Annotated in this window: 27 protein-coding genes; 7 read left to right on the plus strand and 20 right to left on the minus strand. The window is 54.1% G+C overall.

Features of this window, described 5'->3' with window-relative positions; genetic code table 11:
• Positions 1-14: 14 nt before the first annotated feature.
• The 4 genes from efp to FKP33_RS04250 form a co-directional block, all read right to left on the minus strand.
• Positions 15-572, minus strand: a complete 558-nt coding sequence (gene efp / locus FKP33_RS04235) for an elongation factor P (protein WP_054795217.1) — start codon at positions 570-572, stop codon at positions 15-17.
• Between the two features lie 60 nt (positions 573-632).
• Positions 633-1706: a M24 family metallopeptidase gene (locus FKP33_RS04240; protein WP_054795218.1), complete on the minus strand. Its 1074-nt coding sequence runs from the start codon at positions 1704-1706 to the stop codon at positions 633-635.
• 2 nt (positions 1707-1708) lie between these two features.
• Entirely contained in the window at positions 1709-2155 is a 447-nt protein-coding gene (aroQ, locus tag FKP33_RS04245; protein WP_054795219.1) for a type II 3-dehydroquinate dehydratase, read from the minus strand.
• A gap of 78 nt (positions 2156-2233) precedes the next feature.
• On the minus strand, positions 2234-2746 hold the full coding sequence (locus FKP33_RS04250) for a YqhR family membrane protein (RefSeq protein ID WP_141334000.1): 513 nt from the start codon (positions 2744-2746) through the stop codon (positions 2234-2236).
• A 206-nt stretch (positions 2747-2952) separates the two neighbouring features.
• On the opposite strand from FKP33_RS04250, the gene FKP33_RS04255 reads away from it, so the two are divergent.
• Together FKP33_RS04255 and FKP33_RS04260 are read left to right on the plus strand one after the other, a co-directional pair.
• Positions 2953-3828 (plus strand): DUF1385 domain-containing protein, encoded by an 876-nt coding sequence (locus FKP33_RS04255; protein ID WP_373423831.1) that lies wholly within the window; start codon positions 2953-2955, stop codon positions 3826-3828.
• A gap of 28 nt (positions 3829-3856) precedes the next feature.
• Entirely contained in the window at positions 3857-4135 is a 279-nt protein-coding gene (locus tag FKP33_RS04260; protein WP_054795221.1) for a hypothetical protein, read from the plus strand.
• Between the two features lie 37 nt (positions 4136-4172).
• Here the strand turns inward: FKP33_RS04260 and FKP33_RS04265 are convergent, their stop codons facing one another.
• A complete protein-coding gene (locus FKP33_RS04265; protein ID WP_141334002.1) occupies positions 4173-5183 on the minus strand; it encodes a patatin-like phospholipase family protein in 1011 nt (336 codons plus the stop codon).
• Positions 5184-5342: 159 nt separating this feature from the next.
• Positions 5343-5765: a transcriptional regulator MntR gene (mntR, locus tag FKP33_RS04270; protein ID WP_054795222.1), complete on the minus strand. Its 423-nt coding sequence runs from the start codon at positions 5763-5765 to the stop codon at positions 5343-5345.
• Between the two features lie 160 nt (positions 5766-5925).
• Between mntR and splB the strand changes: the two genes are divergently transcribed.
• Positions 5926-6987, plus strand: coding sequence for a spore photoproduct lyase (splB, locus tag FKP33_RS04275; RefSeq protein ID WP_141334003.1), 1062 nt, complete (start codon positions 5926-5928; stop codon positions 6985-6987).
• Positions 6988-7002: 15 nt separating this feature from the next.
• On the opposite strand, the gene FKP33_RS04280 is transcribed toward splB, so the two are convergent.
• The 6 genes from FKP33_RS04280 to yidD all read right to left on the minus strand — a co-directional run bounded on the left by FKP33_RS04280 (position 7003) and on the right by yidD (position 13265).
• Positions 7003-7713, minus strand: coding sequence for a cytochrome c biogenesis CcdA family protein (locus FKP33_RS04280; RefSeq protein WP_164751736.1), 711 nt, complete (start codon positions 7711-7713; stop codon positions 7003-7005).
• 13 nt (positions 7714-7726) lie between these two features.
• Complete coding sequence (locus tag FKP33_RS04285; RefSeq protein WP_127605546.1) at positions 7727-8530, minus strand: metal ABC transporter permease; 804 nt, start codon at positions 8528-8530, stop codon at positions 7727-7729.
• Positions 8531-8585: 55 nt separating this feature from the next.
• Positions 8586-9368: a metal ABC transporter ATP-binding protein gene (locus tag FKP33_RS04290; RefSeq protein ID WP_141334004.1), complete on the minus strand. Its 783-nt coding sequence runs from the start codon at positions 9366-9368 to the stop codon at positions 8586-8588.
• Between the two features lie 32 nt (positions 9369-9400).
• Complete coding sequence (locus tag FKP33_RS04295) at positions 9401-10384, minus strand: metal ABC transporter substrate-binding protein (protein WP_141334005.1); 984 nt, start codon at positions 10382-10384, stop codon at positions 9401-9403.
• A 162-nt stretch (positions 10385-10546) separates the two neighbouring features.
• Positions 10547-12538, minus strand: a complete 1992-nt coding sequence (gene metG, locus FKP33_RS04300) for a methionine--tRNA ligase (RefSeq protein WP_141334006.1) — start codon at positions 12536-12538, stop codon at positions 10547-10549.
• Between the two features lie 517 nt (positions 12539-13055).
• Complete coding sequence (yidD, locus tag FKP33_RS04305; protein WP_127605554.1) at positions 13056-13265, minus strand: membrane protein insertion efficiency factor YidD; 210 nt, start codon at positions 13263-13265, stop codon at positions 13056-13058.
• Positions 13266-13499: 234 nt separating this feature from the next.
• On the opposite strand from yidD, the gene FKP33_RS04310 reads away from it, so the two are divergent.
• Positions 13500-13847: a hypothetical protein gene (locus tag FKP33_RS04310; RefSeq protein ID WP_127605556.1), complete on the plus strand. Its 348-nt coding sequence runs from the start codon at positions 13500-13502 to the stop codon at positions 13845-13847.
• A complete protein-coding gene (locus tag FKP33_RS04315; protein ID WP_127605558.1) occupies positions 13834-14301 on the plus strand; it encodes a type II toxin-antitoxin system VapC family toxin in 468 nt (155 codons plus the stop codon). The genes FKP33_RS04310 and FKP33_RS04315 overlap by 14 nt, the downstream gene beginning before the upstream one ends.
• Positions 14302-14371: 70 nt before the next feature.
• On the opposite strand, the gene FKP33_RS04320 is transcribed toward FKP33_RS04315, so the two are convergent.
• From FKP33_RS04320 to FKP33_RS04330, 3 genes are all read right to left on the minus strand, one after another.
• On the minus strand, positions 14372-15166 hold the full coding sequence (locus FKP33_RS04320) for an ABC transporter ATP-binding protein (RefSeq protein WP_054795228.1): 795 nt from the start codon (positions 15164-15166) through the stop codon (positions 14372-14374).
• Positions 15166-16104: an ABC transporter permease gene (locus FKP33_RS04325; RefSeq protein WP_230875990.1), complete on the minus strand. Its 939-nt coding sequence runs from the start codon at positions 16102-16104 to the stop codon at positions 15166-15168. The genes FKP33_RS04320 and FKP33_RS04325 overlap by 1 nt, the downstream gene beginning before the upstream one ends.
• Before the next feature lie 95 nt (positions 16105-16199).
• Positions 16200-17279, minus strand: coding sequence for an ABC transporter substrate-binding protein (locus tag FKP33_RS04330; protein ID WP_127605560.1), 1080 nt, complete (start codon positions 17277-17279; stop codon positions 16200-16202).
• A gap of 180 nt (positions 17280-17459) precedes the next feature.
• On the opposite strand from FKP33_RS04330, the gene FKP33_RS26965 reads away from it, so the two are divergent.
• Positions 17460-17633, plus strand: coding sequence for a hypothetical protein (locus FKP33_RS26965; RefSeq protein WP_164751730.1), 174 nt, complete (start codon positions 17460-17462; stop codon positions 17631-17633).
• Between the two features lie 265 nt (positions 17634-17898).
• Here FKP33_RS26965 and chrA read toward each other — a convergent pair whose 3' ends face one another.
• The 3 genes from chrA to FKP33_RS04345 are packed head-to-tail and all read right to left on the minus strand — an operon-like array spanning position 17899 to position 20415.
• Entirely contained in the window at positions 17899-19140 is a 1242-nt protein-coding gene (gene chrA / locus FKP33_RS04335) for a chromate efflux transporter (protein WP_127605562.1), read from the minus strand.
• 34 nt (positions 19141-19174) lie between these two features.
• A complete protein-coding gene (locus tag FKP33_RS04340) occupies positions 19175-19864 on the minus strand; it encodes a hypothetical protein (protein WP_054795229.1) in 690 nt (229 codons plus the stop codon).
• Positions 19861-20415 (minus strand): helix-turn-helix domain-containing protein, encoded by a 555-nt coding sequence (locus FKP33_RS04345; protein ID WP_141334007.1) that lies wholly within the window; start codon positions 20413-20415, stop codon positions 19861-19863. The genes FKP33_RS04340 and FKP33_RS04345 overlap by 4 nt, the downstream gene beginning before the upstream one ends.
• 540 nt (positions 20416-20955) lie before the next feature.
• Here FKP33_RS04345 and FKP33_RS26970 point away from each other — a divergent pair.
• Positions 20956-21132 carry a hypothetical protein gene (locus FKP33_RS26970; protein ID WP_155614264.1) on the plus strand — a complete coding sequence of 59 codons (177 nt, stop codon included), beginning with the start codon at positions 20956-20958 and terminating at the stop codon, positions 21130-21132.
• 77 nt (positions 21133-21209) lie between these two features.
• Here the strand turns inward: FKP33_RS26970 and FKP33_RS04350 are convergent, their stop codons facing one another.
• Positions 21210-22310, minus strand: a complete 1101-nt coding sequence (locus FKP33_RS04350; RefSeq protein WP_127605567.1) for an LLM class flavin-dependent oxidoreductase — start codon at positions 22308-22310, stop codon at positions 21210-21212.
• Positions 22311-22868: 558 nt separating this feature from the next.
• The gene (gene glmM / locus FKP33_RS04355; RefSeq protein ID WP_141334008.1) at positions 22869-24245 is read right to left on the minus strand and encodes a phosphoglucosamine mutase; all 1377 of its coding nucleotides are present in this window, start codon (positions 24243-24245) and stop codon (positions 22869-22871) included.
• Positions 24246-24317 lie beyond the last annotated feature (72 nt).

A 24317-nucleotide genomic window follows, 5' to 3' on the forward strand; every position in this document is an offset into this window, starting at 1 on the left:
TGGGAAGGACGTCTTTACGCCCGCGAAATATATTGACCTTCGCGAGTATCGATCAGCAGCACATCGCCTTCATTAATGAAGAGCGGCACTTGAACGTTGAGGCCGGTTTCGACTTTGGCGTTTTTGGTCGCGCCTTGCGCAGTGTTGCCTTTGATGCCCGGCTCGGTTTCGACGACTTTCAGCTCGACGCTGTTCGGCAGGTTGATCCCCAGGATCTCGCCTTGATAGCTCAAGATGTTGATCATCATGTTTTCTTTAAGGAAATTCAATTCCCATTCGATTTGCTTTTGATCGAGGTTGATTTGGTCGAACGTTTCCGTGTCCATGAACGTATGCTCTTTACCGCTCGCATACAGGTACTGCATCTGGCGGTTCTCAATATGAGCGCGGCTAACGTTCTCGCCGGCGCGGAATGTACGCTCGACGGTGTTGCCGTTGCGCAGGTTTTTCAGCTTGGAACGGACGAAGGCCGCGCCTTTACCCGGTTTTACGTGCTGGAAATCGATAACCGTGAACAAATCGTGGTCCACTTCAATGGTTAAGCCTGTTTTAAAATCGTTAACTGAAATCACTTTAAAAAACCTCCCTAAAAATGTGAGCAGACGGCGTACCGCCGCTACCAGGTGTAAGCTTTATGGAATCACAATCAAGTCTTTGCTTGATTGCGTCAACCTGCGGTTACCGTTCTCTGTAATGACGATGTCGTCTTCAATGCGTACTCCGCCGAAGCCGGGTAAATAAATGCCAGGCTCGACCGTTACAACCATCCCCGGCTCCAGCACGATATCTCCCTGTACGGAGAGCCGCGGCGCTTCGTGAATTTCCATCCCGAGCCCGTGGCCGGTGCCGTGTCCGAAGAAATCGCCGTAGCCGTGCCGCTTGATGACGTCGCGGGCGACGGCATCCGCTTCCCGTCCGGTCATGCCCGGACGAATGCGGCTCAACGCTTCAAGCTGCGCTTCCAGCACAATACCGTAGATCTCACGGTGCTTGTCCGCAGGCTTACCGAGTACGACGGTACGCGTAATGTCGGAGCAATATCCTTGATAGTACGCGCCGAAATCGAGCTTGACAAATTCGTCGGTGCCGATGACCCGGTCGCTTGCTTTACCGTGCGGCAGTGCGGAACGTTCGCCCGATGCGACGATCGTTTCGAACGAAGTCGAAGCCGCTCCGTGCTTGCGTACGAACATCTCGATCTCGAGCGCGATGTCCTTCTCCTTCAACCCCGGCTTCAATAAGCCTAAGATATGGGAGAACGTGCGATCCGCCAGATCAGCCGCCGCTTGCATAATTGCGATTTCCGTGTCGTCCTTGATCAAGCGCAGCGTTTCGACGAGCTTATCCGTAGGAACCAGGTCGATGCCGTTCAGTGCTTTGCCGTACGAAACGTAGGAGGCGTAAGTCAGATCCTGCTGCTCGAACCCGAGCTTGCGGAGCCCTGCGCCCGTCAATATGTCCAGAATCGTTACCATCGGGTTCGGAGCGTGCTCCACCACTTCGTAGCCTATCGCTTGCTGCGGGGCCTGCGTCATGTAACGGAAATCCGTTAACAGCACCGCCCGCTGGCCTGTGATCAGCACATAGCCGGCCGATCCGGTAAACCCGGTCATGTACATCCGGTTCGTGGCGTTCGTAATCAGCAAAGCTTGCAGCCCTTGCTGTTCCATGATCGACCGAAGCCGGTTTATTCGCTGCTGCTGCATCGTTATCCCTCCGAACGTTCAAAATGTAGAACGAGCGCTCGCAAGCCGAGCTCGTAGCTGTCCGCGCCAAAACCGGCGATCTGTCCGAGAGCGACCGGAGCCAGCACCGAAACGTGTCGAAACGATTCCCTTTTATGAATATTCGAGAGATGAACTTCAACGGTCGGAATCGCTACCGTACTGATCGCATCGCGCAGCGCGTAGCTATAATGGGTGAAAGCGCCCGGATTAATAAGAATGCCATCCTTCGTGCCGTAAGCGCTATGTATGCGGTCGATCAATTCGCCTTCGTGGTTCGATTGGAAGCTCTCAAGTCCGACACCTAAAGCACCGGCCACTTTGCCCAGCTTCTCTACGATTGTTTGCAGCGTTAGCGTTCCGTAAACACCCGGCTCACGAACACCGAGCATGTTCAAATTCGGCCCGTTCAACAACAAAATTTGTTTCACCGAATGTCCTCCTTACCGTGAAAAACAGCACAACCTTTGCTATTTTACCATATGTTTCATCGGTTTGAGAACTTTTTTTTACACAGCCTCCGGTGTTCCCGGCTTTTTACGGTAGGGCTCGCGGCTTCGCTCATCCGTAAATTCGAAGGAAATCGAGTATCCGATGAACAATCCCCAAATCAAGAACAGGCAAGCGTCGGTCAAGATCGTATTCAAATCCATACGGATCATCCACGGCATCATTCCCGTGACCGGTCCGATGAACATAAAGATGGCCGCCCACCATGCGGCGCCGTAAAAGAGACCGAACCAGGAGCCTCGTGCTTTTGCCAGAATGAGGGCATATAATAAAGCGGCGGCGACGGACATCACAATAAAGGCGCCCCAACCGAGTAAATATCCCGGCCAGGAGGACAGAAAGGAATGCAAGAAAAACGGCTCCAATAAAAATCCGGGCGACAGCGAGGTGAAATGAAAATAATGTTCAATAATTTTCAATCCGCCCCAGATCAGGCCGGCGAATAACCCGATATAGAACGCGAACGTCCATTTATTTGTCTTGGCTTGTTCATGACGTTGTTGCTGCTGCATAAGCTTCGTCCCTCCTCCATTTCCGATCATGCCTAGTATGACCAAAACTGCGGCCGATAAACAAGTAGCATTATGCGCGCCGATTCGTTACAATAAATACACGGTATCCTCATCGCTAACCATTCATTCCAAAAAGTAGGTGCATCGTTGTGTCGAACAATCAGCAACAAGCGATATACGGCGGACAAGCCGTCATTGAAGGTGTCATGTTTGCCGGTCAGAAGGTCCATGTGACCGCCGTTAGACGTAAAGACCAGACCATTCAGTATTTGGAAGTGCCGAAAAAAGAAATACCCTGGGTGCAAACGCTCAAAAAAATCCCTTTTATCCGCGGTATCGTCGGGATCGTGGAAGCGAGCGCGAAGGGCGCCCAGCATTTGAATTTTGCCGCTGAAGTGTTTGCGGAAGAGGATAGCGACGCGAAGCAAGAAAAGAAAGAATCCGTCGCGGCCAAAATATCGATGTACCTCGGCGTCGCATTCATCGGAATCTTATCGTTCTTGTTCGGAAAATTCGTCTTTACCCTCGTTCCCACGGCGGTCGAGCAAGTGGTATTCGGAAACATGTTCGAGAATCAAATCGGCCACAATTTAATTGAAGGCTTAATCAAAATCGTTCTGCTCGTCGGCTATATTTACGCCATATCGCTCACCCCGATGATCAAACGATTGTTCCAATACCATGGCGCCGAGCATAAGGTGATCAGCGCTTATGAAGCCGGCGTCGAGCTGACCGTGAAGAACGTGCAGCAGTTCAATACGCTGCATTATCGCTGCGGCAGCAGCTTTATCGTCTTCACGGTGCTGATTGGCGTTGTGATCTACTCGTTCTTCGAATATAACTCGTTCATCGAACGTATCGTGCAGCGGATCGTGCTGCTGCCGGTCGTTATCGGCGTTTCGTATGAAGCGCTGCGGTTTACGAACAACTTAAGAGAAGTGCCTGTGCTTCGCTATCTCGGGTATCCGGGGCTATGGCTGCAGCTGCTGACTACGAAAGAACCTGACGATTCGCAGGTGGAAGTGTCCATCGCTTCCTTCAACCGCATGCGGGAAATCGACCGGCAGATGCAAAATCAATAACTTCGATTCTGTAAAGGGGGCTCCTCACATGAGAAATCGAAATAACACGATAGCTTACATTCTCTTCGGCTTGCTGGCGATCGGCATCTTGGCCACCGTATTTTCTAATCCGGGAGCCGTGCTGCTGCCTGTACTCGTATTCGGCGTTATCTTCTTCCTGTATAGATATCCGCCGAATACCTGGAAACGGCCGAATCGCTCGGCGCCGACCGGTCGATTCCAGCGGGGCAAACGAAAGAAAGCCAACTTCCGTGTCATTCCCGGCAGTAAGGACAGCAACGACGACGAACCTCCGAAATATCATTAATAAGATCAGCCGGCCTTGAGGGCCGGCTGTTCTCATTTTACGTTAAACTTTTCTTCTGGGGGGGTTCTTCCGGCTTGGGCGTGACCCGGCACACATGCGTCAAGTAATGATGCTTATAATCGGTAAACTTCCACTTCCCGAAGAAAGCCATCGTCGATTTCATCCCTGATTCGAACAGCTCCACGCTTTGCTCGGGCGTCAAATCGAAATCGGTGACACCAATGCCATGCGTCGGAATTTTGACGGAACGAAAGCGGTTATGCTCTTGAATGTAATAGTCGTCATGCGCATCCAGCATCGTCGAGAATAACGCCCGCAGCATCGAGACGGGACCGAAAATCGTATTGGGCTTTCCCGTGCCGCGGCCTACCAGCTGAAATCCGATCGTCGGCGTGAGACTATCCACCTTCGTTGGGTCGTCGTTGTCGAACAACCATAACGGAAAGTTGCTAAGCAGTCCGCCGTCGACGATGTAAACGAATTGATCCGCAAACTTCTCTCCTCGCTTGCGAGGCAAGTTTGTTTTCTTGCGGATCACAACGGGATCGAAGAAATAAGGGATACTCGTACTCATCCGCACCGCTTTCGCGATGAGAAACCGCTTCGGATCGACCCCATACTGCGCAATGTCGTCCGGCAGTACGAGCAGCTTCCGCCCGGATATATCCGAAGCGACAATCCGCAATTGATTCGATTTCAGATCGCCGAACGTCCGAATACCCTTGGCCAGCAGCAGCTGATAAATCCAATGCTCCAGCGCTTCGCCGGAGTACAGTCCTTTTTTGAGAAAAAGTCTGGATAAAGGCCCGATCACTTTGGTATTGAATATAGGCGCGCGCTGCAAAAACTCCGTAAACGGCGTTCCTTCAATAATAGTTCTCATTTCATCCGCCCGATAACCCGCCGCAACCAGCGAAGCGACGATGGCTCCCGAGGAAGTCCCCGCCACCTGGTGAATGCCGTAGCCTAGCCGCTCGATGGCTGATACGGCACCGGCCAACGCAATACCTTTGACGCCTCCGCCCTGGAAAACCGCATTGATGTTCACACCGGCATCCCCTCTTCCCATTAAGCGCTACCGTGGGTCTCACAGTCTATGTATGAGGGAAAGGATTGTACATATGCTCTTTTTGTTGCGAAAATACAAAAAAGCTTAAACCCGAAGGCCTAAGCTTCTAAAATGATGACGAACAGGCAGATGCCCGAGTTACGATTCTTCCAACTCCGTCTTCAGCTTGATCAAATCTTCGCCGCGCGAAGTGTCCCGCCTGAAATATTCCACGAGCGCCTCGATGCATGTAATCGAATCCCAGCTTAAATGGTGCTCGATCCCTTCCACATCTTTATATATGTTATCCTCCGAAACGCCGATTGTCGTCAAAAATTGCTCGAGCAGCTGATGGCGGTCGACAAGCCGTTTACCGACCTTCTGTCCCTTGGTCGTCAGAACCAACCCGCGGTATTTCTCATAAATCAAGTAGTTATCTTTATCCAGCTTCTGAATCATCTTTGTTACTGAAGATGGATGAACTTCGAGACCTTCGGCAATGTCAGACACGCGCGCGTAGCCTTTCTCATCGATCAATTTGTATATTTTCTCCAAATAATCTTCCATACTCGGCGTTGCCATGCGCGTTCCTCCTGTATTCCCATGACGAGATGTGACCCATCAAATTACCACGAGTCGAAAAGCTGAACCTGATGCAATCTAACAAGGTCGAATTAGCGTTACTAACTATATCATAAGCTTAATGTCATAGGCAAGTCTACTACTCCAAAGGAGGAAATGTATGTCGACCGAGCTGCTCGCCCCTCCGATCCGGCAAACGCAAGTATTCGTGCCGGAACTCGTTTATTTCGAGCCGGATGCACTGGAGTACCCGAAGGGGCAACGTATCCATGAATGGGCAACGCGCGAAGGCTTGCCGATTCGGATGACGACGTCGCACAACCGGATTACGAATTTACCCGGCGACAGCGAACTCGAGAAGTATCGGATCGCCAAGCGGACGCTCGTGGTCGGGATCCGCAAGACACTGAAGTTTGACACTTCCAAGCCTTCCGCCGAGTACGCCATACCGGTGGCTACCGGCTGTATGGCCCATTGCCATTACTGTTATTTGCAAACGACGCTCGGAGCGAAGCCTTATATTCGCGTCTATGTTAATACTGATGATATTTTGGCGCAAGCCCAAACATACATCGAAGAGCGGGCTCCTGAAATCACCCGTTTCGAAGCGGCCTGTACGTCCGATCCCGTCGGCCTGGAGCATATTTCCGGATCGCTCAAGGAATATATCGAGTTTATGGGGAAACAGCCGCTAGGACGTCTGCGCTTCGTGACGAAGTTTCACCACGTCGAACCGCTGCTCGATGCCAAGCACAACGGCCATACGCGTTTCCGCTTCAGCGTGAATGCCGACTATGTGATCAAAAACTTTGAGCCGGCCACGTCCAGCTTCCACGAGCGGATTGCCGCGGCCTCCAAAGTGGCGAGGGCCGGCTATCCGCTCGGGTTCATCATTGCCCCCATCATTTGGCACGAAGGGTGGGAGGAAGGGTACGCCGAGCTGCTGCACCAACTAAAAGAGGCGCTCCCCCGGGAAGCGACCTCGAATTTAACCTTTGAGCTGATTCAGCACCGGTTCACGAAAACCGCCAAAACGGTCATCGAACGTCGCTATCCGAAGACGAAGCTGGAAATGGACGAAGCGAAGCGTAAATACAAATGGGGCCGCTGGGGCCAAGGCAAGTACGTATATCCGGACGAACAGGCTAATGCGCTGCGCGAGTTTATTACGGAACGTATCTTTACTCATTTTCCCGAGTCGAAGATCGAATATTTCACCTGAACGCGGGAGCGGAAATTAGCCGATCCAAGCGGGCGTTATGCGCTGCAGCCAGATCGTGATACGCGTCATTTGATCGGTATAGAGCAGTACGGAAATGATCAGCATCACGCTGCCTCCGACTTTCATCATGACCGCGGAATATTTGAGTATCCACTTCGTCGAGCCGATGAAAAAAGCAAGGACGATAAACGGAATGGCAAAGCCAAGCGAATAGGCGGTGATGAGCGGCAGCCACGAATTCGGCTCGCTGGCGGCCAGCACCAGCATCGCCGACAAAATCGGTCCGATACAAGGCGACCATCCGGCTGCGAAGCCTATGCCGATCAATAGCGATCCGAGGTAACCGGCCGGTTTCGTCTTGATTTGCAGCTTGCGCTCCCTCATCAGCCATTGCGGACGGAAAATGCCAAGCAAGAACAGTCCCATGACGAAGATGAAGATGGCCGACAACTGCCGGAGTAAATCGCGGTTATCGAAGAAAGCCGTCGCCACGGCGTTCGCTCCAAGCCCCAGGCTGTAAAAGATAACGGAAAAACCGACGACAAAGCTGAGCGTATGCGTAACCAGCTTAAACCGGATCTCGCTGGACTTTTGACCGTCCTTCAGCTGACCGACGGAAACGCCGGTAATGTAAGATAAGAACGAAGGATACAGCGGCAGCACACAGGGAGAGATGAAGGAGATCAGCCCGGCCCAAAGCGCGATCCATACATTCAGTTCCACGATATTTGTCTCCTTTCTACGAGCGCAATCCCCGTTTGACGAATAAAATGCCGATGAGCAGCGCGATCAATACGAGCACGACCGATGCACCCGGCGCCAAGTCCCACAAGCCTGCGCTAATCAATCCGATCAATACCGCCGCTTCCGCGAACAATATCGACCAAAAAATCGAACGCTTAAAGCTGCGGGCCACAAGCAGGCTGCAAGCGACCGGAATCGTCAGCAGCGACGAAACAAGCAGCGCGCCGACGATTTTGATCGACACGCTAATGACAAGCGCGGTAAGCATCGTAATCATGATGTTATAAAAGCGCAGCGGCAGTCCGCTGACTCCGGCAGCGTCCTCGTCGAAAAACAGCAGGAACATCTCTTTATAATTGATGGCTACAAAAGCAATCACGATGACTGCGACGCCGCCAACGACCCACAGATCGGTGTTGTCCAGCGTATAGATGCTGCCGAAGAAGTAACTCATTACATTAATATTAAACCCTTTGCCCAGCGTAAACAGCATCGTCGCCAGCGCCACGCCGCCGGACATAATAATCGCGATGGACAGCTCCGCATAGGTCTTGTACGCTTTGCGCAGACGTTCGATCGCGAATGAAGCGATTAGTGCGAACAACAGGCCAACCCCGATCGGGTATACATTGATCAGAAAACCGAGCGCCACGCCCGCAATGGACACGTGAGCCAGCGTATCTCCGATCATCGAGAGACGGCGCAGCACTAGAAATACGCCCATCAACGGGGCGACCAGGCCGATCAGCAAGCCGCCCAGCAGGGCACGTTGAAAAAAGTATTCGGTAAATATGTCCAAGTTGCTCTCTCCTATTTCCCGCTTTCGAACCGGTGGCATAGCCTTCCGGACAAAGCTACGTCAATACTTCCACCGTTTCGCGAAGCTGGTGCATGGAATGGACCAGACCGGTCTCCCCGCAGTTCTCGGGCGCATGCGTATGTTTCACATAAAAGGATAGTCCGCCGCGCCGCTGCTTCGGCTCCGAGCCGATATACGACTGAAGCATATCCATGTCGTGGGACACCATGATGAACGTAATATGGTGATGCTCATGCATATGCCGGATCATACGGAAGAAGGCCCCCTGCGTCTCGGCGTCGATGCCGACCGTCGGCTCGTCCAGAATGAGCAGCTCCGGGTTATTGACGAGCGCTCTGGCGAGAAACACCCGCTGCTGCTGGCCTCCGGACAACTGGCCGATGCGTCGGTCGGCTAAATCCTCAATGCGCATCGCATACAGCGCATCGTCGCATTTGCTGCGCTGGGCTGCGGTTAAACGGCGGAACATGCTTTTCTTGTTAAACAAGCCGGATGTGACCACTTCCCTCACGGTTGCCGGGAACAGCGGGTTAAGCGCATTCTTCTGCGGCACGTAACCGATTCGCTCCCAGTCGCGAAACGAACCGACCGGTTCGCCGAATAGCCTGATTTCGCCGCGGGTCGGCTTCAGCAAGCCGACGATCATTTTCAGCAGCGTCGTCTTGCCTGCGCCGTTCGAGCCGACCAGCCCGACGAAATCGCGTTCAAGCACGGAAAAGCTGAGCCCGTCGATGACGGTTTTGTTCTCATAAGAAAAAAAGATGTCATCGATCGTGACGATCTGTTGATGACATCCGGAACGAGCATTCGTATCCATAAGCAAAGCTCCTTAAGCGGAAGGTCTCCCCTCTATTGTAATGCTTTTATTAAATTATTCAAATTGTTTTCCATAATGGACAAATAATCGGCTCCCTGCTTCGCCTGTTCTTCGGTCAGCCCCTCGAGGGGATTGAGCACCAGCGTTTCAACCCCGGCGTCTTTGGCAAGCGTCTTGGCCAGTTTATCGGACACAAGCTCCTCGAAGAAAATGTATTTCACTTGATTGTCTTTCACGAACTGCATCATTTGCTGGATGTCCTTGGACGTCGGTTCGGCGTCCGGCGACAGCCCCATAAGCGCCTTCTGCGTAAGTCCGTACTCTTTGGCCAAATAGCCGAAGGAATGGTGCGTAACGACGATTTCCTTCTTGGGCAGCTGGGCGAGCTGGGTTTTGTATTTATTGTGAAGCTCGTCAAGCTGGTCCGCGAATCGCTTGAAATTAGCTTCGTAGTCGGCTTGATGCGCGCTATCGACCTTCACCAGCGCCTCCTTGATGTTCAGCGCGATCTGTTTGGCGTTGACCGGCGACAGCCAGACGTGAGGATCGGTCGAGCCGTGAGCGTGTTCGTCTTTCGCCTGCTCGTCTTTCGCATGCTCGTCTTCGTGGCCGTGCTCCTCTTCCTCGGTACCGGGCAGCAGCTGGATGCCCTGACTCGTCTCAACGACCGTTACCCTGGAGTCCTTCTTCATACTGTCAAGCGTATCGTGAACCCAGCCTTCGAAGCCTGCGCCTAAATATAAGAACAGGTCGGAGCTGGACAAATTTTGCATATCGCGGCTCTTCGGCGACCAATCGTGCGGCTCGACGCCCGCAGGCACCAGATTGATGACGTTGACATGCTCGCCGCCTATTTTGCTTGCGAAATCATAGAGCGGATAAAAGCTCGTGACGATGTTTATTTTGCCGTCAACAAGCTTGGGCTGCGGTGAACCGCATGCGGCCGTCAGCATGGAAAAGAGCAGAATCAATGTCAGGGGAATAAGGAATGACCGGGTCCGTACGTACTGGAACATGAATAATATACCTCCGCCATGTAAATCGTAATATTTTTTATTAACTATGGTGATTATACGACCCGCTTCCCCGGATGTCAACGCTAAATGTAGATTTTACGAACAAGAAAAAAAGACCCTCTACCTGCGCAATTATTCATGCGTTTGGCAGAGGGTTCATACTTATTTGACGATGGCACCGTTCGGCAGATCCTCCGCAACGGTCGCCAGGGTAAGCTGGTCGCCATGAGAGGCAGCCAAAATCATGCCTTGCGATAGTTCGCCGCGCAGCTTAACCGGCTTCAGGTTGACAACGCAGATGACTTTGCGGCCAACCATTTGTTCGGGCGTGTAAAATTTGGCGATGCCGGAGACGACCTGACGCTGCTCATAGCCAAGGTCGAGCTGCAGCTTCAGCAGCTTGTCGGCTTTCTTCACCGGCTCGGCGGCGATGACTTGAGCGACGCGGAGCTCGACCTTGAAGAAATCGTCGATCTCGATTTCGGGAGTCTTCTCCGCATCGTCCGGTCCGGGCGCGGCAGGTTCAGGCTGCGCCGCCGTTTCGGCCGGTGCTGCAGCTTTGCCCCCGCCCATCGACTCGGCGATGAAGGCGATTTCCTTGTCCGCCTCCAGACGCGGGAACATCACTTCGCCTTTGTGGACGCGCGTGCCGGACGGCAGCGTGCCGAAGGCGTGGACGGTATCCCAGGCCGTGAGCGCCCCCTCCTCGATACCGAGCTGCTGCCACATTTTACGAGGCGTCTGGGTCAGGAACGGCTGCAGCAGCACGGAGGAAATGCGCAAGCTCTCCGCCAGCACGTACAGCACGGAGCCCAGCGTCGGGCGCTTCTCCTCGTCTTTGACAAGGTTCCAGGGCTGCGTCTCGTCGATATATTTATTCGTTCGGCTGATCAGCTGCCAGATGGCGGTGAGCGCTAACGAGAACTCGAGCTTCTCCATCGCCTCCTCCACCTTATGCACCGTTGTTTCAAGCGTATCGAGCAGGCTGGCGTCAAACTCCGTCGCATTCGGAAGGTAAGGCTGCACAACGCCGTTAAAATACTTGTCGATCATGACGACTGTACGGCTGAGCAGGTTGCCCAGATCGTTCGCGAGGTCGAAGTTAATGCGCTCAACGAAGCTTTCCGGCGTGAATGTGCCGTCGGAGCCGAAGGGCACTTCGCGCATCAAGTAATAACGCAGCGCATCGAGACCGTAACGGTCGATCAGGGTCACCGGGTCGACCACGTTGCCTTTGGATTTGGACATTTTGCCGTCCTTCATCAGCAGCCAGCCGTGGCTGAATACTTTTTTCGGGAGCGGCTGGTCCAGCGCCATCAGCATGATCGGCCAAATGATCGTATGGAAGCGGACGATCTCCTTGCTCATCAGGTGCACATCCGCCGGCCAGTAGGTTTGGTAACGGCTATCGTCATCGCTGCCGTAGCCGAGCGCCGTGATGTAGTTCGAGAGCGCATCGATCCACACATAGATGACGTGCTTCGGGTTGCCCGGCACGCGGATTCCCCAGTCGAACGTCGTACGGGAGACGGCCAGGTCTTCGAGACCGGGCTTGATGAAGTTGTTGATCATCTCATTGCGGCGCGACTCGGGTTGAATGAAATCTGGGTTCGCGTCGTAGAACTCGATTAAGCGGTCCGCATATTTGCTCAAGCGGAAAAAGTAACTTTCTTCCTTCACCCATTCCACCGGGCGCCCACAGTCCGGACAATTGCCGTCTACAAGCTTGTTCTCCAGGAAAAACGATTCACACGGCGTGCAGTACCAGCCTTCGTAATGGCCGAGGTAGATGTCGTCCTGCTCCATCAGCCGGGTGAAAATTTTTTCGACCGCCTGCTTATGGCGCGGTTCGGTCGTGCGGATGAAATCGTCGTACGAAATGTCGAGCTTCTTCCATAGATCCTTAATGCCCGCGACGATATCGTCGACGAACTGCTGGGGCGTTTTGCCCGCTTCCTGGGCTTTGCGTTCGATTTTTTGACCGTGCTCGTCGGTGCCGGTCAAGTACATGACGTTGTACCCGCGCAGACGCTTGTAACGGGCCGTTACGTCGCCTGCGACGGTCGAGTAGGCGTGTCCGATGTGGAGCTTGTCGCTCGGGTAATAGATCGGCGTGGTGAGGTAGAAGCTTTTCGGCTTCGTATTGTCGGTCATGAATAATCGTCCTCCTTCTGGTGATGGGAATTGCGGATGGAAGCTTGGTTTTACCGCAGAACGCGCATCTTGCTTGCGCTATTGGCGTCAGGCAAGAGGCTCTCAAGCGGCGGCGCTGCAGGCGAAGCGGCCGACCGTGCAACAAAAAGAGCCCTCATCCCTTTGGGACGAGAGCTCGCGCTCACGTGGTACCACCCAACTTCCCCTGCGTCCGGGCATCCATGCCCTCGTAAACTACGAAAGCAGGAGCTTTGCAAGGCTCAGCGGTCTCATTCGACCTTCCGATAACGCCGGAACCGCGATGAAAGCTTACTGTCTGAAGCGCTGACGACCGGCTCACCCTGCGACCCGATTCGCGCTCTTCCTGCAGCTCACCTTCATAATCCTCCGGGACCATCTTCCTTCGCATGCGCCAACCGGTTCGCAGCTCCTCCGGCTCTCTGTGTGGCGAAACGTTCGAAGTACTTATCCGTTCACGGGATATTAAGCCAAATATATCGAAAAACAGGGGGTTATGTCAAGGCACATGGTCGATTCCTCCCGGGTGGAACGGGTGGCATTTGCAGATGCGCTTGACGGCGAGCCAGCTTCCCCGGGCCGCGCCGTATTTATCGAGCGCTTGCAGCGCATAGTCGGAGCAGGTTGGATAAAATCGGCAGGTCGGCGGCTTTAACGGCGAAATAAACTTGCGGTAGAACAGAACGCCGCCTCTTAACACTTGCTTCATCGTTCGTTCGCCCCCATCGATTGCACTAACGACTCTCCTCCCCTCATCTTGCCGGATTTGCCGATCTGTGTCAAACGCCCCCTGTTTAATTCGGCACCGGCACGTTTAATAAGTTGAATCCAGACAAAACCGCAAAAATCGCCAAATTCGCCCAGAAAACGATAATCCGATCCGAAACGTATGAACGTACACCTAGCGATCCGCCATTTACTAAAGCTTTGGAAGGTGAAGGACATGAGCAGTTCGAAAGATTTCATGCAAAGTCAATTGAAAAAATGGAAAAGTGCCGCCACCCAGTTCATCTCGGCCGAGGAAAATCAAACGCACGAAGAAGCGACTCTCATCGAGCTTGAGCCCGAGTACGCAGAGAAATGCCGTCAGCTGGCCGAAATTCAGCATACGACCGTTGCGTCCGTTGTACATTATATTTTGGAACAGCACTTTGCGCTGAGAAGCCATGAGCGGGTGTTCCAGGCGAGCCCCCTGCAGCTCGAGAAAAACCCGCTGCTGGCCCTCGACGGTTTGACCGTCAGCAGACAAACAAGCGCTTCGAGGGAGGTAGCGGCCGATGACTTCTTATGAGCAGACGAATCTGTCGCAAGCGGTTTTCCTGGAGCAGTCCGCCTGGATGGCGTTTATGAACCCCGAGGACCCGTATTACTTAAAAGCGCGCTCGCTTTTTTACGACCTCAGCGATTTGGACCGCCCTCTGGCAACGACGAATTACGTCGTGTTCGAAACCCACCAGTGGCTGCGCAATCATTTTGATTACACAGACGCGCAGGTGTTCCTCAATACGGTGGACAAAGCCGTCCAGCAGGGCGTGCTGACCATCATTCCCGGCGGTTCGGAGCTCGAACACGAGTCCAGACGACTGCTGATGGAATACCCGGATTACCGGTTTTCCCTGAATGAAGCACTAACCGCCGTCGTACTGCTGCATTACCGCATGAAACGGATCTTCACGTTTAATCCGAACTACGCGTTCCTCTCCAGGCTCGATCGCGAAATTAAAGTGATTCCGAGCGTTTGGTAGCGCCTCCGCTTCCAACGCAAACAACCCGACCTTCCTACTGGAATGGTCGGGTTGTTTGTATGCGTAAAGATTATCCCAGGACAACGCGATCGTCGGCGAACTTCGCCCCGCGGATGTTTTCAAACTGCTGAAGCAGCCCTTCAACGGTCAAGCCCTGTTTCTCATGTGCAGGCACATCGAGAATGATGCCGCCCTTGTCCATCATAATGAGACGGTTGCCGAGCCGGATCGCCTGCTCCATGTTGTGCGTGACCATCAGCGTCGTCAGCTTCAACTCCGCCACGATCTGCTCGGTCAGCGATGTGATCAATTCCGCGCGCGACGGGTCGAGCGCGGCCGTATGCTCGTCCAGCAGCAGAATGCGCGGCTCCGTGAACGTTGCCATCAGAAGGCTGAGCGCCTGGCGTTCCCCGCCCGACAACAGCCCGACCTTGGCGTTCAGCCGATCCTCCAGCCCGATGCCGAGACGGCTGAGCTGTTCGCGGTACCACTGGCGTTTGCGCGACGTGACGCCGATCGAGAGGCCCCTCCGCTTGCTCCGCATGGCCGCCATGGCCAAATTTTCCTGAATCGTCATCGTTGGGGCAGTCCCCGCCATCGGGTCCTGAAAGACGCGGCCGATCCAAGCGCTGCGGCGAAATTCCGGCAGCGTGTCGACCTGTTTGCCGTCGATTTGAACTTTACCCGCATCCGGGGCCATCACGCCGGAGATAATGTTCATCAGCGTCGATTTGCCGGCGCCGTTACTGCCGATAACCGTAACGAAATCCCCTTCGGCCAGATGCAGATTGATCCGCGCGAGCGCCACCTTCTCATCCGGTGTGCCCGGGTTGAACAACTTGGATACTTGCTCGATCCGTAACATCAGCGTTTCCCCTCCTGTCTGCCCTTTCTGCGAACGCCCACAACGTTCTCCGCTTCCAGTTCAAGCGCCCGGCGGCGCATAACGGCTTTCTGGCGAAGTGACTTGCGCACCATCGGCAGGGTCAAGGCGCCGATGACGATCAGCGCGGTCATCAGCTTCATATCGGTCGGCTCCAAGCCGACACGCAGCGCCAGCGCCACGATCAACCGGTACACGATCGAGCCTAGAACGACCGCGAGCGTAGCGCGAAAGACGGTTCGGGCGCCAAACAACGCCTCGCCGATAATGACGGAGGCAAGCCCGATCACGATCATCCCGACACCCATTGTAATTTCGGCGAACGCCGAATACTGCGCAATCAGCGCTCCGGACAAGGCGACAAGTCCGTTCGATAAACTGAGGCCGACAATGATCGTGTTGTCCGTGTTCACCCCGAAGCTGCGGATCATCCGCGGATTGTCTCCGGTCGCCCGTAAAGCGAGCCCCAAATCCGTATGCAAAAACCAGTCAAGCGCCAGCTTGACAATCAGAATCGCAAACGGCATCACCCACAGCACCGACAGGTTGGTGATCAGCGTATCCACACCGAGCAGCGGAATATTCGCCTTGCCCATGATCCGCAAGTTGATCGAATATAAAGCGATCATCATCAAGATACCGGAAAGGAGCGCGTTGACCTTTCCCTTCGTGTGCAGCAGGCCGGTGAGCGCGCCCGCCGCCAATCCGCCGACGAATGCGACGAACGTCGAGACGAGCGGCGAAGAGCCGCCCGCAATCATAACGGCCGCTATGGCGGCGCCGGTCGTGAAGCTGCCGTCCACCGTCAAGTCGGGAAAGTCCAAAATCCGGAACGTCAAATAAACGCCCAGCGCCATAATTGCATAAAACAACCCGAGCTCCAGCGAACCTTTTAACGCAAACATTGTACTTGCGAGCATTGCTAATTCCCTCCAGTAAAGCAGGAAGAGTGACCTTCTCTAACCAAGAGAGAGGTCACCCCCCAGCACAAATTCGAATCCTTCGTTCCTGAATCTTATTTCGCTGCGTTCAACAGATTGTTTTTATCCTGCATTTTGGCTTTCATGGAATCGGTGATTTCCACACCCTGCGCCTTAGCCGCAGCGGCATTGATGATCAGGTCGAGCTTGTCCGGATAGCTGACTTTCATATCGCCCGGTTTGGCACCTTTCAAAATTTCGACCGCCATTTTGCCTGCTTGGTATCCGTGATCGTAATATTTAAAGCCGTAGGTCGCGATCGCGCCCTTTTCCACCGTATCGCGGTCGCTGGAGAAGAACGGAATTTTCTTGTCGGTTGCTACTTTGATGATCGATTCAACCCCGCTCACGACCGTATTATCGAGCGTGATGTAGATCGCATCGGCGCGCCCGACGAGCGATTCGGCCGCTTGCTTCACATCGGACGGATTCGCCACCGACGCTTTCACAACTTTAACATTGTGCTTGGCTAAAGCGGCTTCCGCCGTTTTCACCATGAATGCGGCGTTCGGCTCGCCTTCGTTGACGACGACACCGACGGTTTTCACCTTCGGAAACTCGGACGCAATGAAGTCCATCAGCTTCGGTACGGCATCGGGATGCGTATCGGCTGCGCCGGTTACGTTGCCGCCCGGCTTGTCCAGGCTCGTGACGAGCTTCGCGCTAAGCGGATCGGTAACGGCGCCGAACAGGACCGGCGTATCTTTGACGTTCTGCACAACCGCTTGAGCCGAAGGCGTAGCGATCGCGAAGACAAGATCCTTCTTGTCGGCGGCGAATTTTTGCCCGATCGTCAAGTTGTTCGTGGAATCGCCCTGCGCATTCTGATAGTCGACCTGCAGGTTTTCTTTGTCGACGAATCCGCCGTCCTTCAATGCCGCCAGAAACCCTTCTCTTGTCGCATTCAAGGAAGGATGCTCGACGATCTGCGAAATTCCGACTTTAACCGTCTTTTTCGCTTCCGGAGCATTGGAAGCGCTTCCTGCACTTTGGCCTTCAGTAGATGGTTTCGTTCCACAGCCTGCCAGAACCAGCGGTACTGCAATCAGCAACGAAACAATTTTTAATGAAGTTTTCAATTTACGATGACCCCCCGTTTGGTGTAACGTGAACATGCTTTAAAGTAATAATGTTATATATAGTATGGACGTATTGATTCCGTCAATATAGAATAGACTGTTGTTCAGTTGGCTTTCGGCGTCATTATCAATATTTTTGCCTGATCAGTCATGAATACTATCCATAAATTGGTCATTATTTTCGGAACAGCTCACCCGAATTACCGGAGGCCCTTCATGAAAATCGCCGTTTTCGTCCTGCTGCTCATGCTTTACCCGCTATTTCTGCGCTTGATTCATATCTCCGATCTGCGGGCGATCCCGCTGGTCGTTCCATACGCGCTCGCCTCGCTGTCATTTCTTATCATCGGCTCCGAGCTTTTGTCCTGGTTGTTCAAAAAGAAAAAATAAGGCGCCGCCCTTCGTCCGCCGAAGGTAGGACAAGGTCTGCTCTGCTGATCGGCAAGCAAGCCGTTCTTGCGGGAAGGTGAAGATGCTCGTCCGCAGCCTGAACAAAGCCGTCGAGGCGTTCTCGGCCGCTTTGTGTTCGGTCGGTTTACACATTCTCACGCTGCGTCGCTTCCCCATCCCGTACCCGCCGAAGGATCGGCGCTAACGGGAGCCGTAACCAGCCGCAGGCCAATTTCCGCCTTCGGGGGAATTCCTCCATAAATCGTTACGATCCAATAATACCGAGCGCGCCGCAGCCTATGCCAAGGACAACTACAGCCCACGGCGGCATTCTCCAAAATTGCAGCAATCCGAACATGACGACGGCGAAGGCCGCGTCGGTCCTGTGCGTCACCGCCGACGTCCAAATCGGATCATACAGCGCGGCGCCCAGAATTCCGACAACCGCCGCATTTACGCCCGCTATAACGCCTTGTAAGCGGGGCTTCCCGCGCAGTTCGTTCCAGAATGGCAGCGCCCCCCATACGAGCAGAAACGCCGGCAAAAAAATTGCGGCCGTCGCAACGACGGCACCGACGACGCCGTATGCCGTCATGCCCAGGTAAGAGGCAAACGTGAACATCGGACCCGGAACCGCTTGAACGGCGCCGTAACCGGCCAAAAAGTCGGCATCCCCGACCCAGCCGGCGGGGACGACCTCCCGCTCGAGCAGCGGCAGCACGACATGTCCGCTGCCGAACACGAGCGAGCCGGCGCGGTAAAACACTTCGAACATCGCCAGCAGCGGATGCGCGAAGAAGTGACGGCCTATCGGCAGCAGCGTGAACAGCGCGGCGAACAGAACAAGGAAGAGGGCACCGGTTCGCTTGCTTATCGTCAGCTTCAACTGTGCCGGATCGCCCTCCGTTTCATGCCGCAGGCGCCAATACCCGAACAGCCCGGCAGCCAGCAGCAGCGCGATTTGCGCGTAGGCGCTCTCGACGAGCAGCACAACGGCGAACGCGCCGAAGGCGATCGAAGCCCGTACGCGGCCGGCCGCCAGCTTTTGCCCCATGCCGATAACCGCTTGTGCGACTATAGCTACGGCAACAAGCTTAAGGCCGTGAATCCATCCGCTTTGTGCCGCATCCGTCCCCTGCAGCAGAACAGCAAACCATACGAGCGCCAGCACCGACGGTCCCGTGAAGCCAAGCCAAGCCGCCACCCCGCCGAGCCAACCGGCGCGCAGCGTTCCGATGCCGATGCCGACCTGACTGCTCGCAGGTCCGGGCAAAAATTGGCACAGTGCCACCAAATCGGCGTAGCTCCGGTCATCCATCCATCGTCTGCGATTCACGTATTCACTGCGAAAATAACCCAAATGTGCGATCGGGCCGCCGAAGGAGGTCAATCCCAGCTTCAGGGATACGATAAAAATTTCAAATAAAACGGAGAAACGGGACCGTTTCCTTGCTTCGTCGACATTCGGCTTGGAAGCGGCGCTTCCTGCTTTTCCCACAATGGTCATAAGCTTACCTGCACTCCTTCAGCGCTTCGATTCTCTATATCCATGACCAAGCCCCCGATACGTACAACCCTAACCCAAGTAACGCTCCGCCGAGCAAAGCCGCAAACGCCTCACCCCAAGCCACCGAACGCTTGACCAGCTGGACCATTGCTAAATTAAACAGGCTGTGCAGCGGAATCAGGATAAACACCGTCCAGGGGATCGACGCTACAATCAATGTCGCGCCAATATGAAACGCGCTAGCGGACAGGCGCTCGACGATCCCCCATAACGGATGTGATTGGGTTAAGCCCTGCGACTCCAGTATAGCTTTCGCCTGAAGCGCTTGCTCATCCTGTCGGTGAGCAAGCGCTGAAATCGCGACGACCTGGATCATCACATAAACGACCTCGACCGCCGCCCAGCCTTGCCCGAGCGAAGCCGCCCAGCTCACCTGAACCGACGTAAGCGCCAGCAAGCCATAGCGAACGCCTTCCTCCAGCGGACCGGAGGATGCGTATAGGATGGTCTTGCCGAAACCGGGCTTCTTCATCGCCAGCACGGATAATGGACCTCGCAGCATGAAAGCGACGACCCAGCCGGCCGCTCCCAAGCCGAACGCCGTCCATATGAGCGGGAACCCGCTATAGGCGAAAGCTCCGGCAAACAGAACCGGAACGAGCAAGTACAGCGGAACCAACCGCTTGGCGATACGGGCATTATTCAAGAACGGATCTGTACTCATGGCGACTCCTCCTGTTTCCTCTTTGGCTCGGGAATAACGATGTTCGTAAATGCCCTTCTCCGTCGATCAGGCGCAGGCCCGTTATCCATCCGGCGCATAAGCGACGCCTTGATTTCTCCAAACAACTCGCGATATTCGTCATCGCTTAAATAAAGCGTCGTTTGCCTCATTGAAATGCCGTCCCGCTGCATATCATATTCGTCCTGAGCCACATACCGTCCGAAATCGCCGATCAGACCCGAAACAAACTTCATGAATAGCTCCATGTGTTCCTCCGCGCTCATCGCCGTCAGTTCTTCGTTCGGCACGCTTTCAGCATGCTCCCCGATCGCATACCATTTCTCCATCGCGCCGCGCTGCTTACGCTGCTCGACGACGACGATCAATCCGGCTTGTTCCAGTTTGTTCAGATGGCGATACATCGTCGCTTGGGGAATGTCCGGGAATAAGGCGCTTAGCTGCTGCCTGGTGAGCTTGCGTCCTTGTATAAGCGCTTGAATGATTTTCAAACGAACGGGATGCAAAATAAGATCCGCTTTAGATTCCGTCATAACCGTACACCTCCTATAACGTTATTATTATCGATAATGATAATAATGTCAAGACCCCAGCCCCATCTTAATTGATGCAGGAAATAGCACGTTAAGCCTATAATGGCTGCGATTCCTCCTACTTTGATGTACATATGGCGCGCGGCGAGTACTTTTCTCCAATAATAAACCCACATCAACAATAACGATACGGAGTTGAATAAGAAGTACTGAAAATATAGCGTCCCCCAGCGGGGGCCAAACCAAATCCTGAACAAATGGTTGAAATCGTTTTTGCCGTTTCTAATCAACCGTCCCGTCTCCCTTCGTTCTCCGTGCCTGATCTCCCCATCAACAGCAGATCGCTTCGTTCAGTATACCCTTTATTTGGAAGCGTGCTGAACAGGCAATAGTCCAGCGCGTTCACTGGACTTAGGTCGGGATGAAGCCATGTCGATACTAGTGGATACAGCACGTCTTCCAAGCTAACGGTTATGATGGCCGTTTTTGCAGCATCCTACTTCTGACCTATCAACAATTCGTGAAGGAGGCGAACAATCGATGGAGCCTGACAACAGAGAGGGTATAGACGGGCTTGACGCACAGCAGACCGAAGAACTGGAGGCTACCCGGACGGTACAAGCCAACGAGGCGATGGACGATGCTTTTTACGGAAACCAAGCGCAGAACGAACGTGATATGCTGAATGCGGCAGAAGTCAACCGCAACCAATCGTAATGCTTTAACGCCCTTCAAGAAGCGTAAGCCGCATCCTGAAGGGCGTTATGTTTTCGCTCTATATGCGGCGATATCCGTCAAGAATCGCCGCGAGCTCCCGCTGACCGTCGCCTAATCTCGCGCCGTACTGCCGGGGCGACCTCCGTGGCCAAAAGCTCGATGGCGGCTGCTACCCTGGCGAAGGGCTGCCCGCCGATATCGATTTGCGCAACGAAGCGGTTATGTCCGAACATCTCATACTGGTACATGATTTTGTCGATGATTTGCTCCGGGCTGCCGACGGCCAGACCTTCTTCAGGGCGGACGAACCGCTCGAAATCGGATCGCGTTATCGTGAAGCTGCGCCCTCTCTCCCGCATCAGGGGGCCCCAGTAATTGGCATAATACGGGTAAAATTCATCCAGAGCCTGCCGGGATGTCTTCGCGATATACCCGTGGCTGTTCACAGACACCTTGAGGTTCGCAGGAGGATGACCTGCTTCCAGATAGGTTCGCCTGTAGATGTCGACCCGCGGCTTGAAGAAGGACGGATCGCCGCTGAGCAGCGCCATCGCCATCCCTTTCCCCAACAGACCGGCTCTCGCCGCACTCTCCAGGGTTCCCCCGACGCCGATCCAGATCGGCAGCGGTTCCTGTATGGGGCGGGGCGAGATTTCGGCATCCTGCAAGGCCGAGCGGAATCGGCCGTCCCAGGTGACGCGTTCCTTGGCGCTCAGCTCAAGCAACAGCGCGATTTTCTCCTTGAACAGCTCTTCATAATCGTCCAGCTTATAGCCGAACAGCGGGAAAGATTCAACAAACGCCCCGCGTCCGGCGATGATCTCCGCGCGGCCGTCCGAAATCAAATCCAAGGTCGCGAAATCTTCAAACACCCGCACAGGATCGGAGGTGCTGAGCACCGTCGTGGCGCTCGTCAACCGAATGCGCTTGGTCACCTGGGCAATGGCGGCCAAGACAACGGGTGTGGAAGAAGCCGCAAAATCCAGCCGGTGATGCTCGCCGAAGCCGAAGACGTCGAGCCCCGCCTCATCGGCAAGCTTGGCCGCCGCCACGATTTCTTCCAGACGCTGCCTGGCGCTCAGGGTCCGTCCGGTTTGCGGATCGGGCAGCAAATCCCCGAAAGTGTACACGCCGAACTCAAAATCCGGCCCATGCGCTCTGTTTGATTCGTCATTCATAGGGATGGATCAGCTCCTCGGAAAAGTAGTCAATCTCGTAACAAGTGCTATGAGTTTATTATGCATCTAAAAGGGAAATTCCGGAAGTAGGCTTTTGGCTGCTGATCTTCATCGCCGTCGTTCCTTCCAAGCCTCGCGATGGAAGATGTGATTTAAATCACTTACCTTTTTATTTCACTCCGCTATGATGGTTCTAAGGACGACAGAGGCAAACAATACGATCTGAAATGGGGGAGTATACGAATGCAAACGGTAATAAAAACGGAGAAAAAGAAACAATTTGACGGCCTTCCGCTGGTTATCCTCGTATTCTGCGCGGTCCTTTCGTCACCGTTAGTTTATTTCTTAATTCACCTTATGCTTGGGAACGAAGAACTTTTTATTTACGTTAATTAATAAAGCTGATCGAATAGCCTGACTGCAGGAGACAGTCAGGCTATTTGCGTTCAATATGAGTTCGAGCCCGCGGGAACGTTGCAACCGGTATGCATTTACCTCTTCCTTTAACTCAACAAGGAAACATGGGCAACTGAGCCGAACGAATGGCCCCCTGCGGTACTAACGCGATGAAACCGGATGAAATGCAGGGTGCACCAAGCCTGTTTCCGAGCGAATGACGCGAGCAATTCGCTCGGCATACTCCTCCAGCAAAGCAGCATCGGGGCCCTCAACCATAACACGAATGAACGGCTCCGTTCCGGAGGGACGTACAAGCACACGCCCTTCGTCCCCAAGCTCCGCCTCAACCGCCTCTATCGCCCGCTTAATGCGGACATTGGCATCCCAGCCTTGCTTGCTTGCGGCCGGAACATTCACAAGCAGCTGCGGGTACGAGCGCATGATTTGGCGTAACTCGCTCAAGGGTCGCCGTGTTTTCACCAACACACTTGCCAGCTGGACAGCGGTTAGAATACCGTCTCCTGTCGTGTTGAGATGCAGCATAATCGTGTGACCCGACGGTTCACCGCCCAGTACATAGCCTCCTTTACGCATGGCCTCCACGACATAGCGATCTCCGACAGCCGTCTGAATCAGGTTAACATTCAAGGCTCTCATGGCTTTAACAAAGCCCATATTGGACATGACGGTGGTGACTACTGTATTCCGGTCCAGCTTACCGGCGTCAAGCAAACTGCGTGCCAGAATTGCCGTTATATAGTCGCCATCCACAAGCTCCCCTGTCTCATCCACCGCAATCAAGCGATCTGCGTCGCCGTCGAATGCAAGGCCTAATTGCGCCCCTTCCTGCACGACTGCCTTCCGCAGTTCATCCGGATGCGTAGAGCCGCAGTTTGCATTGATATTGATCCCATCCGGCTCTGCAGCCAAGGGAATGACATTCGCTCCCAGGGCACTAAACACAGCCGGCGCAATCCGGGCTGCCGCGCCATTCGCACAATCTACGACAACCTTCATTCCGTTCAGACGAACAGACGCGGTATTCTCCAGAAATTTCGCATACATTTCAGCTGCATCTTTACGCACAGACAGACGCCCAAGATCAGCTCCAACAGGACGCGGCAGCCGGTCATCCGGCTGATCCATCAAATCCTCAATCTGATCTTCCAGCTCGTCAAGCAGCTTAAAGCCGTCACTGCCAAAAAACTTAATTCCGTTATCCGCTACAGGGTTATGCGAAGCGGAAATCATCACACCGGCATCCGCTTGCAAGGTTCGAGTTAAGTAGGCAACGCCTGGCGTTGGGATAACACCCGCTTGAATAGCCGTGGCCCCTACCGAAAGGATCCCGGCAATTAAAGCAGACTCTAGCAGATCGCCCGAAATACGAGTATCTTTGCCGACTACAATCGACGCCTTGGCTTTCTGTTTCGTGATCAGATACGCACCTGTACGCCCGAATTTATAGGCTAATTCCGGAGTCAGTTCCTGATTGGCCAAGCCTCTCACACCGTCTGTTCCAAAATAACGTCCCATTATGCATTCCCCTTTCCTTAGCGCCACCGCAATGGTTCGGCGTATTCCAGTTTGGTTACTTGTTCCACTGCT

It is taken from the genome of Paenibacillus sp. tmac-D7 (genome assembly GCF_006519665.1).
GTDB classification, from domain to species: domain Bacteria; phylum Bacillota; class Bacilli; order Paenibacillales; family NBRC-103111; genus Paenibacillus_G; species Paenibacillus_G validus.

Bases quoted from the DNA above. Each gene is read 5' to 3' on its own strand.
- FKP33_RS04240 (WP_054795218.1), bottom strand. From the start codon at position 1,706: ATGCAGCAGCAGCGAATAAACCGGCTTCGGTCGATCATGGAACAGCAA.
- FKP33_RS04250 (WP_141334000.1), bottom strand. From the start codon at position 2,746: ATGCAGCAGCAACAACGTCATGAACAAGCCAAGACAAATAAATGGACG.
- FKP33_RS04255 (WP_373423831.1), top strand. From the start codon at position 2,953: ATGTTTGCCGGTCAGAAGGTCCATGTGACCGCCGTTAGACGTAAAGAC.
- FKP33_RS04260 (WP_054795221.1), top strand. From the start codon at position 3,857: ATGAGAAATCGAAATAACACGATAGCTTACATTCTCTTCGGCTTGCTG.
- mntR (WP_054795222.1), bottom strand. From the start codon at position 5,765: ATGGCAACGCCGAGTATGGAAGATTATTTGGAGAAAATATACAAATTG.
- splB (WP_141334003.1), top strand. From the start codon at position 5,926: ATGTCGACCGAGCTGCTCGCCCCTCCGATCCGGCAAACGCAAGTATTC.
- FKP33_RS04290 (WP_141334004.1), bottom strand. From the start codon at position 9,368: ATGGATACGAATGCTCGTTCCGGATGTCATCAACAGATCGTCACGATC.
- FKP33_RS04295 (WP_141334005.1), bottom strand. From the start codon at position 10,384: ATGTTCCAGTACGTACGGACCCGGTCATTCCTTATTCCCCTGACATTG.
- metG (WP_141334006.1), bottom strand. From the start codon at position 12,538: ATGACCGACAATACGAAGCCGAAAAGCTTCTACCTCACCACGCCGATC.
- yidD (WP_127605554.1), bottom strand. From the start codon at position 13,265: ATGAAGCAAGTGTTAAGAGGCGGCGTTCTGTTCTACCGCAAGTTTATT.
- FKP33_RS04310 (WP_127605556.1), top strand. From the start codon at position 13,500: ATGAGCAGTTCGAAAGATTTCATGCAAAGTCAATTGAAAAAATGGAAA.
- FKP33_RS04315 (WP_127605558.1), top strand. From the start codon at position 13,834: ATGACTTCTTATGAGCAGACGAATCTGTCGCAAGCGGTTTTCCTGGAG.
- FKP33_RS04320 (WP_054795228.1), bottom strand. From the start codon at position 15,166: ATGTTACGGATCGAGCAAGTATCCAAGTTGTTCAACCCGGGCACACCG.
- FKP33_RS04325 (WP_230875990.1), bottom strand. From the start codon at position 16,104: ATGCTCGCAAGTACAATGTTTGCGTTAAAAGGTTCGCTGGAGCTCGGG.
- FKP33_RS04330 (WP_127605560.1), bottom strand. From the start codon at position 17,279: ATGTTCACGTTACACCAAACGGGGGGTCATCGTAAATTGAAAACTTCA.
- FKP33_RS26965 (WP_164751730.1), top strand. From the start codon at position 17,460: ATGAAAATCGCCGTTTTCGTCCTGCTGCTCATGCTTTACCCGCTATTT.
- chrA (WP_127605562.1), bottom strand. From the start codon at position 19,140: ATGACCATTGTGGGAAAAGCAGGAAGCGCCGCTTCCAAGCCGAATGTC.
- FKP33_RS04340 (WP_054795229.1), bottom strand. From the start codon at position 19,864: ATGAGTACAGATCCGTTCTTGAATAATGCCCGTATCGCCAAGCGGTTG.
- FKP33_RS04345 (WP_141334007.1), bottom strand. From the start codon at position 20,415: ATGACGGAATCTAAAGCGGATCTTATTTTGCATCCCGTTCGTTTGAAA.
- FKP33_RS26970 (WP_155614264.1), top strand. From the start codon at position 20,956: ATGGAGCCTGACAACAGAGAGGGTATAGACGGGCTTGACGCACAGCAG.
- FKP33_RS04350 (WP_127605567.1), bottom strand. From the start codon at position 22,310: ATGAATGACGAATCAAACAGAGCGCATGGGCCGGATTTTGAGTTCGGC.
- glmM (WP_141334008.1), bottom strand. From the start codon at position 24,245: ATGGGACGTTATTTTGGAACAGACGGTGTGAGAGGCTTGGCCAATCAG.